Genomic DNA, 15271 nt, shown 5'->3' with positions numbered 1-15271 from the left:
GCTGTACAACAGTTATTCTAGGCTACCCGCGCGGTAATAGACTGCAATCAGCGCCAGAGGTACGTACGCAACGATTAGCCCCAGTACACCGTCTAGCCCCAACAACAAAACGCACAGCGCCACCGGCAGCAGCCAGAATAGATTCAATGCGGTGACCGCCAAGGTTACCGGCAGGTGTCTGCCGTGACGACGAGATGCGAACTGATAAGCATGACTGCGATGAGCTTCATAAACCTTGTCTCCGCGCAACAAACGGCGAACCAATGTATAGCTGGCGTCGACAATGAAGACACCCAACAAGATCAGCCAGCACCAGAACAGCTGGGAAGACAGCCACGCTGCCTGTAGGGACAGCCCACCCAGGATAATTCCAAGGAAACCACTGCCTGCATCACCCATGAAAATCTTTGCAGGCGGGAAGTTCCAGAACAAAAAGCCCGCCACAGCCGCGGCCAGCAGGAGTGGCAGGGCCGTCATCCCCCCCTGCCCACTCAACCAGTAAAGCAGACTGGCACCCAGGCAAACAGTGATTGCCTCGACACTCGCAATGCCATCGATACCATCCATGAAGTTGTACAGGTTGAGCAGCCAGACCAGGTATATCGCTGCCAATACTGCACCGGCCCACCCAAGGTCGAGCCACCAACCGAACACCTGCAGTGCGGGCAACCCGCCCAGCCAGTACAGAATCCAGATGGCTGCGGCAAAGTGCCCCAGCAACCGCCAACGAGCGGCGATATGCCCATGATCGTCCATAAAACCAAGCGCTGCGATCACCGCCCCCGCCCCGCCCAGTGCAACCAACGCGTCAGTCTGCCCCTCCGGCTGGAATGCCATTACTGCCAATGCGGACAGAAATGCGACGACAATCGACACTCCACCGCCACGGGGCGTGGGGATTGAATGTGAGCTACGCGCATTGGGGACATCGATAATGTTCTTGGCCAAAGCATAACGTCTCAATGTGCCGGTCATGGCTAACGAGCACAGCAGCACTGCGGGTAAAAGCCACCAAAGCATCATTTGTTCGACGATTCCTGAAAATGTTGGGCAGTGGCCCTGAGCGCCGCGTCGACACTCACCGGGGGTTGCCAACCGAGTACCTTACGCGTTTTTTCGATATCCACCTGCAATGACCCACATAACCTTTTGGAAAGCGCCGTCCGGCCCAACAGGTTGGCGCCACCACTGAGTAGCCAGCCTGGTACGGGTAGCAACCGCGCCGGCGCGCCCAATGCCTGGGCCATGCGGCGCAGAAGTGCAGTAGTGGAAAGGTCCTCACCGTCACTTACCAGAAAAACCTGGTTTGCGGCCGCTGGGTGGTCAATGCAGATCGCTATCAGGTCAACCAGATTGTCGAGTGCAACCAGGCTACGTCGATTGTCAATGGCCCCGAACGGCAATGGCACCCCCTTGCTCAACCAACGCATCATGGCCTGGAAGTTTGCTTTGACTCCAGGACCATACACCAGCACCGGCCGTATGATTACGACTTCCAGCCCGGACGCTTTCGCCAATGCCCACAATTCGGCCTCCGCCTCCATCTTCGAGATACCATATGGGTCTTGAGGTTGTGGACGGTCGTGCGCGGTATAGGGCTGCCCGAGTGCAGTCTCCTCGCCATTGACCTTGATCGAACTGATATAAACGAAGCGCTTTACTCCTGCTGCGACTGCTTGCCGGGCAAGGCTCATGGTGCCCTGCACGTTGATCTTGCGAAATGCAGCAAGCGGGTCGGCCTCGGTATCATTCATCACATGAACACGAGCTGCACAATGAATCACGGTATCGCAGCCGAGCAGCGCTTCACCCCACTGACATGCTTCTTCGAACGAATCGAAGGGCACCGCCTCTACCGCGGGTGGTAGCGAAGTGCTGTTGCGACGAATCGTAGCCACGATGGGCATGCCGTCGGCCAACAGCCTTTGCAATACGGCACTGCCCACGAAGCCACTGGCTCCGGTGAGAAATACACGGTGGTTCATCAGGTTGTCCTTCGTAAGGTGGCGCTGCCAAACAACTGCTCAAGACGTGTCAGCAGCACATGGCGAGCGAATTCCTGTTCATAAAAGCGCCGACCGCTATCCCCCATTGCCTGGCGCTGCTCAGGTGCAAGCTTGGCCATCCTGCGAGTAATGATTGCTAACGCTTCGCCATCGCCAGATGCACAGGCGTAACCTGCCCCAGACTCGTTGATGACCCGAGCAGCCTCACCATTGATCATGCCCAGTACCGGCCTACCAGAAGCCAGATAGGCCTGCACCTTGCCAGGTATTGTCTGCTCGAACACATCGTTGGTGCGTAAGGAAACCAACAAGGCGTCAGCTTGGGCAAATAGGGGCGGCATGGCATCAAGAGGATGGCGCCCCAACAAATGCACGTTGTCCAGACCGCGATTGCGCACCTCATCGGCCAGCCAGACGCTCATGCGGCCGTCCCCGACGATGACCCAGCGAACAGGAACCTCACCACGTAACGCCTGCGCGGCGTCAAGGACAGCCGGAAAATCTTGCGCTTCACCGATGTTGCCAGCAAAAACGACCGTAAATACAGAGTTGTCCTGAGCGATGAGGGTACAGGGCTTGTCCATTGAGGCCGAAAAGTCGTCTTCTGCCCAACTGGGGAAATATACCAACCGGTCGTCCTCGATATTCCGGGTGCAATACCGACGCACGTTGTCGAAAAAGCCACGAGACTGCAACAGCAGGTAGTCAGTGCGGTTGTAGATCCACGATACCGCCTTGCCCACCAACCCCAGCAATCGTTGGTCATGGATTACGTTAACCGCGCGCAATGTCTCCGGCCACAGGTCGAGAACCCAGACAAATACCGGAGCACGTTTCAACCGCCCGATTATAACAGCGGGTATGGCCGCGAGAATGGGAGAAACGGCATAGACGAAGACGGCATCGAACTTGCGCCCGCGCAACTTAAAGGCCCCCATCAAAGATGCGAGCACGCAGAACGACAGATAGTTGAGCACCAGTTGCACACTACGTGTGCCACGGGGTACCAGCGGCACACGAACAACCTGCGCCCCCTCGTAGAATGAATAGGCTTCTGGGTTGGCTTTATAGTCTTGGAAAATACGCCCCTCTGGATAGTTGGGGAGACCTGTCAGTACCGTGACTTCATGCCCCCTGGCAGTGAAGTCGCGGACCATATCATTGATCCGCATGTTTTCCGGCCAGAAGTACTGCGTTACAACCAGTACGCGCATTTTTTCTGCTGGCATCGATAGCTTCCGGTTCAGTAGCGCTTCCATACCACGCGATTCACGTAGTCGGTATAGCTGTGCAAAATTCGCACAACCTTGTCGGAAACATTTGGCATGCTGTAATCGTAAACCAGACGCAGGTCCCGTATAGCGCCCCGCGCCTGCCGTTCGAGGATGCCCAGGCCTTGCAGTACGCGCTCTACCTCGAGACCTACCATCATCGCCGCAGCCTCTTCCATCCCTTCAGGCCGTTCGTGCGCTTCGCGAATGTTCAATGCGGGGAAGTTTAGAATGGAGGCTTCCTCGTTGATAGTGCCGCTATCAGAAAGCACGGCGCGTGCTTCGGACTGCAGCTTGTTGTAATCCTTGAACCCTAGCGGTTTCAGCAAACGCACGTTGGCGTGGAAGTTGATACCCATGGCATCAACTCGCTTCTGCGTACGGGGGTGGGTAGAGACGATTACCGGCAGATCAAACTCTGCCGCCACGGTATTAAGTACATCCACCAGCTTGAGGAAATTCTTATCGGAATCAATGTTTTCTTCGCGGTGAGCGCTCACGACAAAGAACTTACCCGGCTCTAATCCAAGACGTTGCAAAACGTCCGAAGCTTCGATACCTATGCGATAGTGCTCAAGCACTTCGAACATAGGGCTGCCGGTTTTGACGATCTGATCGGCTGGCAGACCTTCGCGCAGCAAGTAATCACGGGCGATGGTGCTGTAGGTAAGATTTATATCAGCGGTATGGTCAACAATGCGGCGGTTGATTTCTTCCGGAACACGCATGTCGAAGCAGCGGTTGCCCGCCTCCATGTGAAAGGTCGGAATCTTCCGGCGCTTGGCAGGCAACACGGCCATGCAACTGTTGGTGTCGCCAAGGACCAATAAGGCCTCCGGCTTGACCTCAGCCAGCACTTTGTCTACCGCGATGATCACATTGCCGATCGTTTCAGCCCCACTCGCGCCTGCTGCGTTCAGGAAATGATCAGGTTTGCGGATGCCCAAGTCCTGGAAGAAGATTTCATTAAGCTCGTAGTCATAGTTCTGGCCGGTGTGAACCAGAATGTGCTCGCAGTATTCATCCAGGCGCGCAATCACGCGCGATAGCCGGATGATCTCCGGGCGGGTGCCAACAACAGTGACAACTTTCAGTTTTTTCATCAGTTCATCCTCTCGGGCCCGTTCAGGCTTCGGTGCCTACTGGCCGAGCGTAGGTATCAGGGTTCTCACGGTCGAAAATTTCGTTGGCCCAAAGCATGACGATCATCTCGTCATCACCTACGTTGGTGATGTCGTGGGTCCAACCAGGGACAGTCTCGACAATCTCCGGCTCTTCGCCAGAGGTGAACAGTTCGTGGAACGCCCCAGATACCACGTGACGGAAGCGAAAACACGCCTTACCTTTGATCACCAAAAACTTTTCGGTCTTTGTGTGGTGGTAATGGCCGCCTCGGGTGATGCCTGGGTGCGCGGTGAAGTAGGAAAACTGGCCACTGTCCTTGGTTTTTAGCATCTCGACAAACACGCCTCGCGGGTCGCCATGCTTGGGCACCTTATAGGTGAAACTCTCGGGGGGGACGTAGCTCAGGTAGGTCGAATACAAGGCTCGTATCAAGCCGGTACCCACTGCCTCCGTGACCATGCTCGCACGGCTGTCGCGGAAGGTACGTAGTAGGTCTGCCAGTTCACCCACTGTGATGCTGTATTGCGGCTCTACCTTAGCAAACGGCGTGCCGGATTTAACTCCATCTAGCACCTGGACAAATGCTTTGATTACATCATCAATGTAAACGAGGTTGATAAGCGCATGAGGGTCATTGATGGTGATTTCCAAGTCATGCACGATGTTGTGGCAAAACGTAGCCACAGCCGAGTTATAGTTCGGCCGTGCCCACTTGCCAAACACATTAGGCAGGCGGAACAGATGCACGGCCGAGCCATGTTGTGACTGTAACTCTGACAGAGCCTCTTCGGCGCCACGCTTGCTGGCACCGTAGGCGTTATCCAGTTCAGCCTGGCTCGACGAAGTATAGAGGACAGGAATCTGCCGCCCAGTTGCCTTGATAGCCCGGCACAGTTCCAAGGTCAGGTCAGCATTGCCTACCTTGAATTCCTCGGGGTCTTTCGGCCGGTTTATGCCCGCCAGATGGAACACAAAGTCCACACCACAAACCTTTTCGCGCAGCGACTCAAGGGCATGCTCCCGAGTGAAAAGCACTACCTCGATGTCCTTGCGCTCGCCAAGGTGCACCAGCAGGTTGCGCCCTACGAAACCATTTGCCCCTGTGACCAGTACTTTCATCGCTTCACTCCTCCGGGGTGGCATGCTCGCCGCGTTCTATGGCGCGAATAAAGTCGAGTTTGCGCAGCAATTGCTGCATTCCGGCAACATCAAGGCGCTGGGTGTTGTGGGAGTTATAGTCCTCGGTAATTGAGAGACGGGTCTCGCCCTCTTCCACAAACTTCGCATAGTTCAAGTCACGCAGGTCTGGCGGCACACGGTAGTAGTCACCCATGTCCTCGGCACATACCAGTTCCTCCCGGCTCAGCAGGGCTTCGTAGAGTTTTTCGCCATGACGGGTACCGATGACATTGATCGGGTGCTGCGGTTTGCCAACCAGTTCGGTCAGCGCCTTGGCCAGCACTTCGATGGTTGCTGCAGGCGCTTTCTGCACGAACAAATCGCCGTTGTTACCGTGTTCAAAGGCATACAGCACCAGGTCGACGGCATCGGACAATGTCATCATGAATCGCGTCATGTTAGGGTCAGTCAGTGTCAGCGCCTGAGCGGCACGAATCTGTTCGATGAACAGTGGGATGACCGAACCGCGTGAAGCCATGACGTTGCCGTAGCGAGTACCGCAAATCACAGTTTTTTTCTCATCGACGTTACGCGATTTTGCAACCATCACCTTTTCCATCATCGCCTTGGAAATACCCATGGCGTTGATCGGGTAGACCGCCTTGTCAGTACTCAGGCAAACAACCCGACGTACTTCGTTCTGAATAGCGGCCTCCAGAAGGTTTTCGGTACCAATGACATTGGTTTTGACCGCCTCCATTGGGTGGAACTCGCAGGACGGAACCTGCTTCAGCGCGGCCGCATGAAAGATGTAATCAACACCTCGTGTCGCGTTCAAAAGGCTTTGATAATCACGCACATCGCCGATATAAAACTTCAGCTTAGAGCTGGCATATCGCTTGCGCATGTCATCCTGTTTCTTTTCGTCCCGACTGAAAATGCGGATTTCTGCAATATCAGTATCCAGAAAACGCTTGAGAACAGCATTGCCAAACGATCCGGTTCCGCCGGTAATGAGTAATTTCTTGCCTTCAAACATAGGTTTTCCCTTTTATGGCATCCAGCACCTTGGCGATTTGAGCACTGGGCATTTTATGATCTGCAATAAATTTTTTTGCCGACCGCCCCATTTCGCTGAGCTCATCGACATCGAACGAGGCCACCTTGGCTATCATCTCTTTCAGCCCCTCCGGACCGGGTGGAACCAGGTAGCAAAAACGATAATATTCTTTAGGTATACCGTCAAGCGCATACATCATGACCGGCACACCAGAAGACATGTACTCGATTACCTTTGATGGAAACGAGTACTTAGTAAACGCCGACTCATTATCACGCGGATTAATCAGCAGCGTAGCTTCTCGCTGCAACTTCAGAACAGCATTTCTGTCCAACTGACCCAGGTATTTCACTTTACCATTTTCTGCAGAAGCGCTTTCCACATTGGCACGATCATCGCCATCACCACAAATATAAAGCTCATAATTCTCAACGCCGGATGCAAGGAATGCGTCCAGCAGTTTGCGAATACCATATCGTCTGTCCAAGGTACCACTATACAAGAAATAGGGCTTGCGCACGGACGAAGACGGACGGCTGACATAATCACTGTCTGCTATGCCCTCAACAACAACCTTTTTGAGTCTTGGTGAAAATACGTCAAGCATCGCATCAGTGATCGCGACGACGCTGTCGGCCCCATTGACAATTCGGTATGAAATCCGCGCCAAACCCTGAAAGACAAGCTTAGTCAGGCCGGAGCGAGCTGCCATATACTCTGGAAGGTCCGGCACAATTACGCAAAAATCCACATCCTTACGTATTGCACGGATCAACCTGCACGCAATAAGAAACGGGAGGTGCATGGAATAACAGACTAGTAACGTGCGCTCCCCTCCGCCTTTTGGCAGGCTGTCTTGTATGCCTCGATAGGCAACCATGACCTTGTGCAGGTTCTTGATGATCGTCAGGTTGAAAAAGGGCTTGTTTTTGACAGTGGCGCCATTCATTTGTTCTAGCGCGACTGCGGGCGAATAGAAAATTTCCTTATACCTTCGCGGGTACGCACCTATAAACGGAAGATTGACCACCGTTATCCCGCTGATCTCAGGGCATTCGCTGAAACCACGGATATAGTTTTTCTGCAATGTGTCCGCCGCAAACTGAATGCTACCCTGCGAATAGCTGACAATTGATTCACGGTCAGTATCTGTGAACACCCCTCCCAGAAATACTACTCTCATAAATGCGCCTCAACCTGAACGTCGACCCTTGCACCCAACAGAATCTGCTCCATTATGTATGCCCCATCAACCCAACCCTAACAGTGCATTATTCTTAAATAGCGGTATGACCGAATACTCAGCCACAGGAACCAAAAAAAATAAAATGAGGTAAAGCATCAAGAATGACAGATAACACAATATAAGAAAATAACTCTTTCGCCACATAAACAGTGAATTAACGCAGTGCAATAAATTGAAGAACAGCACAAAACGGAGCAACCGGATAAAAATTTCCGACTCAAAATACAGCGGAATAAAAAGCAGCGACAAGCAATTGACATTACAGATAAAGATCAACTCTCTATCCCGCTCATCAACCGCTACACCACGCAACAAATTCTTCCGCTCACTCAACGCAACCAGTACCAAAGACAACACCGAGAGCAAGTGAACCGCCGAATTGAAAAGCGAACTTTTCAATGAAGTAGCATAGTAACTAAAGTGCGCAGCTATCGAGTCTGGAAGCGCTACGAAATAGCGAACCATGACGTAAGCAGATATGAAGATGCCGCAGAAAAAAAGAAGGCGATTCAACGGTAGCACCCGCCCCAAAGGCATTACCACGAATACCATGTAAACAAGCGAAGATTGATGGATACTGGTCGCCAGCAAAATTAGAAACGCGTAGGCGAGGCGCCCCCGCCAGCCCCCTTCATACAAATACAGCATCGCCTGCAGACATATAGCAAAAGCTAGAAAATTTCGCATCAAAACAAAATCTAACGCGAAGAAGCACACGAAATAAGCCAGCATTGATGCCACGGGCGCAATGGCTTTTTTCAAGACATAGCGATATACAAGCAGCAGCGTAACCAGTGAAAGGGCAATCTGGAAATGACCAAATGATATTCCAGCCTGCTTCGCTATTATATTAAGATAGCCATATCCAACCTCCTTACCCCAACTAGCCAGGGTAATACGCGTATTATAATACAACTCATAACCATCGCGATCACCATTCCAAGTATTCCACCCGTACAACGCCCACATCAGCAGGAACACTGGGATGGACAAAATAATCGAGAGATACCTGCTCTGCATCGTCGCCATGGCTCAGGCTAACTTGCTCTTTAAGTAACCAAGAATACTTTCTGTCTTACGGATACCAAGCAGCTTTCGAACGGTGCGCGAAAGCCTTGATTTTACTGAAAAAAACTTTGGGTGGAGAATAATTTTGGCAACGGCAACCTCAAAGGTATCGTCAATCAACAACGCCTTTGGATGCCTTAACGGAAATTCCATAGGCCGTGTTGGCAGACCGCAGAATCGCTCGGTCATTACATCCTCCATTGATGTGCCACCGTGCGTCGAATCATTATCCACCCCAATGTTGGTAATCTGATTGTACGCCGGCACAATGCCATACAAATTATGGGCACGGATGGAAAAACTCATTTGATAGTCCCATGAATAGAACCGCCCAGTCTTAGCCTTGGCATCCAATTCATACTCAACATTGTACCGATCCTGATAGTAGAGTTTCTCGCATGCATATTCCTTACGAATACGATCACGCACATAGGAATCTTGCCACAGGGTAAGCTCACCGTCGTAGAAGGGAATAAACTTACTTGCCCAAGACGCCCAGCCACATGGCATCATGTTCTTGGTAAATACATAACTGGAACCATCTTGCGGCGCGTACGTCTTTAAATAGTTAGTACCGCAGATCCACAAGACACGAGTATCGTTCTCGTATCTTTCTAATAGCTCTTTGCAGAACTGAAAAAAGGTAATCTCCGGAAAATTATCGTCTTCCAAAAAGATGGCAAACGGCTCTCGCTGCAGCACCCACTTTGCGCCGCCAGCAATATTTTCGTAAACACCTACGTTCTGAGCCTCATATTTCTTTACGACTTCGCACTCCCAGGTAATGGCGCGCTCAATCGCATCACGACACTCAGCAACCTGACACCGCTCGTCGTCGGTTCGCCCACCATCAGAGAGCAGATAGAGACGCGCAGGAGCGATTTTGGCAAGCTGCTTGATGATTTCCAGGGGTTTGTCGATGCGCTTGAACAAGAACAAAGCCACCGGAACGTCGAATCTTTCCATAAAATCGCCTACCTTTCATTTCTTGACCGGGCGTAAATTCCAGACAAACTATTGATATTCAGGCACTTTCTTTACAAGGCTATAGCTGTATGCAATCTCAAGCATGGCCGAGCTCACCAAACCGAACACAACAGAACTTATATCCCAATGGACGCTCAAGTAAAGCGCACAAAAGCAATAGAATGAGATAATCGAAACTATCTGATTTTTTAGCACTAGACCATAACACTGGTTTGGCACATAGATAAAATAAATATGACTACCGACAATGAGGTAAGTCAAGATACTGATGCTGAGCAGGATCGACAGGTAATATGCCTGCTCCATGCCAGGCGGCGCAATAAACGCCACCACCCAATACCCACCAATTACAACCGACAAGATACACAGCAGGCCTACGCCGAGCTCGATCTTTATAATCTTGCTAATCAACTCACGTCGTGCGCTGCGAATCAGAACAGGGAACAATGCCGCATTAATATTTGACGCCAACAGACTCGGCACCGAAAAGATTTTGTTCGCAAGGTCATAGATCGCAACCTCTCGCATACCGAATAGACTACCAATTATAATTTCAATACTTTTCTGCTTAAATGTGTTGGCCGCTGTAGACCAGAAAAACGGCTGCACTTCCAACAACAATGCCTTTACCTCTTTACCAGCCGGAAACGCAGGGCGCTCGCACCCCCGACTTGCAAATAGAAATGCCAGCAGACTGGCAAGCACATTGACCCCGACAGTAATCGCAGTGTAAAACACCACATCCCCTTCCTGGGTAACAAGTAGAAAAATTAACGGCAATGACAACAATTTCAACACCAGTTGAATAGTCGTCAACACCTTCATCTTCTGCATACCATGGAAGTACCACTGCGGCAGAAGCACACTGGACAGCACATTGGCATAGGCCAAGACAAACACTAGCCAATGCCCACGCATAAACTCAAAAAACATCATCAACGGCAAGAATATTACCGTAGCGACACAGACTAACCAGCTTTTGGCCAACAACACGCGAGCCATCAGGCTGCCATGCCCGAGCTTGTTATCTTGCTCAAGCGACACTAACTTTGCTGCATGAATATCGAAGCCAAAATTCACAAACACCATGAAATACATGGCAACACCGGATGCAAATACATACAGCCCAAAATTTTCCACCCCAAGCCGGTGAATAACATAGGGATATATAATGAGATAAAAAAAAGAATTCATAACCTGCAATACCGTCATATGCAGGTAATTACTAACCACCTTCAGGTTGTTCTTATAAAGTATTTTAACCTGACCCAAGTCCAATTTACGCCCCTTTTACCACATCAGCCAGCACCTGAGCCAAGCCGTTCATTATGCAAATCTTTCTTTCTTTCCACGCACGAAAAACCGAATTAGTGCAATGAATATTCCCAGACCTAGCCCCAGCACGAGCCCACCCAATATAATCAAAATTTTTCTGGGTTTAACGGGTTGATCAGGCACCGCAAGCACGCCATCCCGCCGATAAACACGAAAGCCATCGTCGCTAACCTTAAAGTTCTGATAAAAAGCCATACGCTCTTCAAGCTGACGCAAGTTATCAATATATGGATCGTCGGAGTTACGCCTCTCCATATTATCTATTTCGGCCCGAATAGCATCACTACCGCGCATATAGGCGAGATCTCCATCCATTCGCGCCGACAACTCCGAAGCACTCCCCGTAATGATAGGAGGCTTCTTCAAGCCAACAGCCAAGGCGATTGCCAGCGCCTCTTTCAACTTACTCAGCCTATCTTCCCGCTCCTTGCGCGCCACCTCACGTTTACCGGAGATTTCTCTACCCAACATGGCGGCACGCAAGGACGCATCTGAAACGGCATTTTTCACCAACTCGTTCTTCGTCATTTCAGCAGCGGTATCCGCAAGTGCGTCTGCCCACTCCGCCGCTACCGCTGGCTCAGAATAAGAGACGCTGATCACATAGCGTGCAGCCGCATCATCACCTGCCTTGCTGATTACAAACGAACGAGAAAACTGTCTGAACATCACATTCTGAGACATCGCTTTCTCGCTTTCAGGAAGCGAGAGAAGATAGATTTCTTCAAACACTTTGCGTCGCGCATTTTCCGAATATAGTACTCGCGCATATAAATCATACACCTCCCTAACGGAAATTAACGGCAGGCCAACTGCTTCACCGCGCCCATAATTTATGGCAGAAATATCGTTATGGGAAGGCGCTACGATTGCTAGATCAGCTTGATAAATAGGCTGACGTGTAAAAGCGTAAAGTACTGCCAACAATAAGAATGCGATCGTTAACCCGATTATCAAAACCTTTTGCTCGAACAAGCTTTTAAATAGCTCGCTTAGATCAACTTCCTCGCCACCCCGGTATAGCTCGCTAGCCATTCGATTTTTTCCTTGTTTTCACCTGCACTGCTGCGTTCGCCCCTCCCCACCGCCGAGCCAGCAACCCAAAAACGGGGGGAAAATAAATACAGCGGATGTCGAACAGCATCCGCAAGGGGGGGGAAATTTTACTGCCCAAAAGTGCTGCTCGATGCACTCCTCATACCAGCAGGCTCTTCAGAGCTAGAATATCCCATACGAAAGCAATAGCAAGAGTGACTGCAACGCCCTCCACAAATGCGAATAAATATCAATTGAGTAGACTTGGATTTTGACTATACAAAAAATCTAAAATCTGGTAACCGTATTCAGGACGATCGTTTAAGGTTGAAGTAGAGATCGCTTGGTTCAAAAAGTTCCGGAGAAAAAAACCATTAATCTGTTCTGCTATTTTGGTATACCAACTTCCAATGTGAGGTTCGAAGCAGCCGCGCTGCTGCGCAATGCTTGTATTAGTTGCAGCTTGGCACTGATCTCACCATGTACAAGCAACACTCGTCCTGCAGGAGACCGCCCCTGCAGAGCGAAGCGCACGAGCCCAAACTGATCTGCATGCCCTGCAAAGCCAGCGATCGTCATGACCTTAAGCCGCACTTCATACATCCGCCCATCCAAATCAACCTGCACAAACCCTTCAGCCCCCTCACTCGCCTGTATCACCGCCCCCGGCGTCCCCTTAGCCTGGTACCCCACAAACATCACCTCATGCCGCGGATCCCCCAGCATGGCCTTGAGGTAATTGACGATACGCCCACCCGAACACATCCCGTTGCCGGCGATTACAATTGCAGGGCGCCCTGTGCTCTTGAGGTAGTTGACCACCTGCTGGTGGCGGGCATGGGTGTCCACACTGATCAGCTGACTGAAGCCGAGTGGATCGCGCCCCGCTTCAACACGCGCCTTGGCTTCTGCATTCCAGTATTCGTGCAGCTCCCGGTACACGCTGGTGATGCGCTGAGCCAAGGGCGAATCGAGGATGACGGGCAACTGTGACCAGTCGATCGGCTCCCCGTCCGGAGCCGGACCGGTAGTGTTCAGCAGGGCTTTGCGATGAAGAATATCTTCCAGTTCATACAGCAGCTCCTGGGTACGACCAAGACTGAATGCGGGAATCAGGATGGTGCCCTTGTCGGCGAGGGCTCGATCGATGGCGTCTTCCAGTCGCTGGCGGCGGTCGCCTGCCTGTGGGTGCAGGCGGTCGCCGTAGGTGCTTTCCAGCACTAGCACGTCGGCGCGCTCCGGAGGCTGCACCGGGCGCAGCAACGGGTTGCCGCAAGCGCCCAGGTCGCCAGAAAACACATACCGGGTGTTGGTTTGCTCATGCTGCATATCGCACTCGACATAAGCGGACCCCAGCAGATGCCCTGCGCGCTGCAGACGAATACGACAGGCAAGACCCGGGCGCTCGACCACCGTGTACCACTGCTCGAAGGGCAGCGGCACGATGAGGTCACGGATGAAATCGAGATAGCGCGCCACCTGCGCAGGCTTGCTGCTGATACTCAGCTTGTAGGCGTCTTCCAGTACCAGCGGCAGCAGCCGGGCTGAGGGCTCGCTGCACAGGATAGGGCCACGGTAACCCGCTGCCAGCAGCGCAGGGATGCGCCCAACATGGTCGAGATGGACATGGGTGATGACCAGTGCCTGAATGCCCTGGATATCGAAGCCGAGCGCCGCGGTCTCCGCATCCGACGGCGCCTCATTCCCTTGCTCAAGGCCGCAATCAATCAGCAGGCTAACGGAGGGATCAAGGTGCAACTGATGGCAGGACCCAGTGACGCCGCGGGTACCACCATGATGGGAAAGGCTGGGATATTCCATGCTGCGCACACTCGCCTGGACCGAAAATGAAGTGGACTATTACTCCATGACGGCCGACGCATGCATAGGTGAACCTTTCTTTATTAGGTGTAGGACATTTCCTTAGTTGCCGCTCAGTGCCGCCTCACGAGCAGACGCCCTGATCTTGCGCTTGCTGCGCTGCACGCCGTAGGCCCCCAGCAATGGCCCGACTGCCAGGCCAATGACCAAAGCGGCCAATACCAGGACAGCAACCGGCATGGCGGGTGCAGCCCAACCGAACAGGACCAATGACACGGTTTGCTGGTTCTCCAGCACGAAGAACAGCACCACAGCCGCCAATAGCAGCACGAAGACCGCCGCCAGGGCGCGCTTGAAGTTACGCATCAGATTGCTCCTTTGGGAATCAGGTGTGGGCCTCTTCATGCTCGTCTTCATTGACCCGGTCGCGCAACTCTTTGCCGGGTTTGAAATGCGGCACGAACTTGCCTTCGAGGCTGACCGACTGGCCGGTCTTGGGATTACGGCCTACGCGTGGGGCGCGATAGTGCAGCGAGAAGCTGCCAAAACCGCGGATCTCGATGCGATCGCCGGTAGCCAGGCATTGTGACATCTGCTCAAGCATGGTCTTGATGGCCAGCTCCACGTCCTTGGACGAGAGCAGCCCCTGATGGGTGACAATACGTTCGATCAGCTCCGACTTCGTCATATTTTTCCCTTCGTTATCAAGCAGCTAGATCATTGCTTAACCAGTTTGTAGCACGCCGGGAAGGATTTGAACAGGGTGGATCTTGACTTAATAAAAAAATTCAAGATTGAAGTAATTCAAGAATGGTCTACCGCTTAGACAGGCCAGCGCTGCCTGATTCGCGGGTGAACCCGCTCCTACAATGGAGGGTGTCAGCCTGAAGTTAGCGTGGTCCGGCGCCATCGGCGTAGGCGCGGGTTTACCCGCGAACACCGGCGATACCGGTGCCATCCACCGTGGCGCCTGATTCGCGGGTGAACCCGCTCCTACAATGGGGGGTGCCAGCCTGAAGTTAGCGTGGTCCGGCGCCATCGGCGTAGGCGCGGGTTTACCCGCGAACACCGGCGATACCGGTGCCATCCACCGTGGCGCCTGATTCGCGGGTGAACCCGCTCCTATAATGGGGGGTGCCAGCCTGAAGTTAGCGTGGTCCGGCGCCATCGGCGTAGGCGCGGGTTTACCCGCGAACAC

The 15271-nt window shown here is 52.5% G+C and carries 14 protein-coding genes; all 14 read right to left on the bottom strand.

Annotated features, from left to right (window positions below; genetic code table 11):
- Positions 1–12 precede the first annotated feature (12 nt).
- Positions 13–1023, bottom strand: a complete 1011-nt coding sequence (locus J3A98_RS04095; protein ID WP_176685066.1) for a glycosyltransferase family 4 protein — start codon at positions 1021–1023, stop codon at positions 13–15.
- Positions 1020–1985 carry an SDR family oxidoreductase gene (locus J3A98_RS04090; RefSeq protein ID WP_209964193.1) on the bottom strand — a complete coding sequence of 322 codons (966 nt, stop codon included), beginning with the start codon at positions 1983–1985 and terminating at the stop codon, positions 1020–1022. Before J3A98_RS04090 ends, J3A98_RS04095 begins: the two co-directional genes overlap by 4 nt.
- The gene (locus J3A98_RS04085; RefSeq protein ID WP_209964190.1) at positions 1985–3235 is read right to left on the bottom strand and encodes a glycosyltransferase family 4 protein; all 1251 of its coding nucleotides are present in this window, start codon (positions 3233–3235) and stop codon (positions 1985–1987) included. Before J3A98_RS04085 ends, J3A98_RS04090 begins: the two co-directional genes overlap by 1 nt.
- A 14-nt stretch (positions 3236–3249) precedes the next feature.
- On the bottom strand, positions 3250–4380 hold the full coding sequence (gene wecB / locus J3A98_RS04080; RefSeq protein WP_176685063.1) for a UDP-N-acetylglucosamine 2-epimerase (non-hydrolyzing): 1131 nt from the start codon (positions 4378–4380) through the stop codon (positions 3250–3252).
- A 22-nt stretch (positions 4381–4402) separates the two neighbouring features.
- The gene (locus J3A98_RS04075; RefSeq protein WP_176685062.1) at positions 4403–5521 is read right to left on the bottom strand and encodes a capsular polysaccharide biosynthesis protein CapF; all 1119 of its coding nucleotides are present in this window, start codon (positions 5519–5521) and stop codon (positions 4403–4405) included.
- Positions 5522–5525: 4 nt separating this feature from the next.
- Positions 5526–6560, bottom strand: coding sequence for a polysaccharide biosynthesis protein (locus J3A98_RS04070; RefSeq protein ID WP_209964186.1), 1035 nt, complete (start codon positions 6558–6560; stop codon positions 5526–5528).
- Complete coding sequence (locus J3A98_RS04065) at positions 6553–7764, bottom strand: glycosyltransferase (protein WP_209964184.1); 1212 nt, start codon at positions 7762–7764, stop codon at positions 6553–6555. The genes J3A98_RS04070 and J3A98_RS04065 overlap by 8 nt, the downstream gene beginning before the upstream one ends.
- 66 nt (positions 7765–7830) lie before the next feature.
- On the bottom strand, positions 7831–8856 hold the full coding sequence (locus J3A98_RS04060) for an EpsG family protein (RefSeq protein ID WP_209964181.1): 1026 nt from the start codon (positions 8854–8856) through the stop codon (positions 7831–7833).
- A gap of 3 nt (positions 8857–8859) precedes the next feature.
- Entirely contained in the window at positions 8860–9861 is a 1002-nt protein-coding gene (locus tag J3A98_RS04055) for a glycosyltransferase family 2 protein (RefSeq protein ID WP_209964177.1), read from the bottom strand.
- A gap of 48 nt (positions 9862–9909) precedes the next feature.
- On the bottom strand, positions 9910–11160 hold the full coding sequence (locus J3A98_RS04050; protein WP_209964173.1) for an oligosaccharide flippase family protein: 1251 nt from the start codon (positions 11158–11160) through the stop codon (positions 9910–9912).
- Positions 11161–11208: 48 nt separating this feature from the next.
- The gene (locus J3A98_RS04045) at positions 11209–12252 is read right to left on the bottom strand and encodes a Wzz/FepE/Etk N-terminal domain-containing protein (protein WP_209964170.1); all 1044 of its coding nucleotides are present in this window, start codon (positions 12250–12252) and stop codon (positions 11209–11211) included.
- Positions 12253–12639: 387 nt separating this feature from the next.
- Positions 12640–14073: an MBL fold metallo-hydrolase gene (locus tag J3A98_RS04040; RefSeq protein ID WP_209964166.1), complete on the bottom strand. Its 1434-nt coding sequence runs from the start codon at positions 14071–14073 to the stop codon at positions 12640–12642.
- Between the two features lie 102 nt (positions 14074–14175).
- Complete coding sequence (locus J3A98_RS04035) at positions 14176–14439, bottom strand: lipopolysaccharide assembly protein LapA domain-containing protein (protein WP_135192843.1); 264 nt, start codon at positions 14437–14439, stop codon at positions 14176–14178.
- 19 nt (positions 14440–14458) lie between these two features.
- Positions 14459–14761, bottom strand: a complete 303-nt coding sequence (gene ihfB, locus J3A98_RS04030; protein WP_010952810.1) for an integration host factor subunit beta — start codon at positions 14759–14761, stop codon at positions 14459–14461.
- Positions 14762–15271: the final 510 nt, after the last annotated feature.

The organism is Pseudomonas sp. BP6 (assembly GCF_017875935.1).
In the GTDB taxonomy this organism is placed as follows: Bacteria; Pseudomonadota; Gammaproteobacteria; order Pseudomonadales; family Pseudomonadaceae; genus Aquipseudomonas; species Aquipseudomonas putida_Y.
The sequence above is the reverse complement of the archived record's forward strand: the minus strand, read 5'-3'. Positions and strand labels throughout refer to the sequence as shown.

Coding starts and splice junctions, on each gene's coding strand:
- J3A98_RS04095 (WP_176685066.1), bottom strand. CDS start 1,023: ATGATGCTTTGGTGGCTTTTACCCGCAGTGCTGCTGTGCTCGTTAGCC.
- J3A98_RS04090 (WP_209964193.1), bottom strand. CDS start 1,985: ATGAACCACCGTGTATTTCTCACCGGAGCCAGTGGCTTCGTGGGCAGT.
- J3A98_RS04085 (WP_209964190.1), bottom strand. CDS start 3,235: ATGCCAGCAGAAAAAATGCGCGTACTGGTTGTAACGCAGTACTTCTGG.
- wecB (WP_176685063.1), bottom strand. CDS start 4,380: ATGAAAAAACTGAAAGTTGTCACTGTTGTTGGCACCCGCCCGGAGATC.
- J3A98_RS04075 (WP_176685062.1), bottom strand. CDS start 5,521: ATGAAAGTACTGGTCACAGGGGCAAATGGTTTCGTAGGGCGCAACCTG.
- J3A98_RS04070 (WP_209964186.1), bottom strand. CDS start 6,560: ATGTTTGAAGGCAAGAAATTACTCATTACCGGCGGAACCGGATCGTTT.
- J3A98_RS04065 (WP_209964184.1), bottom strand. CDS start 7,764: ATGAGAGTAGTATTTCTGGGAGGGGTGTTCACAGATACTGACCGTGAA.
- J3A98_RS04060 (WP_209964181.1), bottom strand. CDS start 8,856: ATGGCGACGATGCAGAGCAGGTATCTCTCGATTATTTTGTCCATCCCA.
- J3A98_RS04055 (WP_209964177.1), bottom strand. CDS start 9,861: ATGGAAAGATTCGACGTTCCGGTGGCTTTGTTCTTGTTCAAGCGCATC.
- J3A98_RS04045 (WP_209964170.1), bottom strand. CDS start 12,252: ATGGCTAGCGAGCTATACCGGGGTGGCGAGGAAGTTGATCTAAGCGAG.
- J3A98_RS04040 (WP_209964166.1), bottom strand. CDS start 14,073: ATGGAATATCCCAGCCTTTCCCATCATGGTGGTACCCGCGGCGTCACT.
- J3A98_RS04035 (WP_135192843.1), bottom strand. CDS start 14,439: ATGCGTAACTTCAAGCGCGCCCTGGCGGCGGTCTTCGTGCTGCTATTG.
- ihfB (WP_010952810.1), bottom strand. CDS start 14,761: ATGACGAAGTCGGAGCTGATCGAACGTATTGTCACCCATCAGGGGCTG.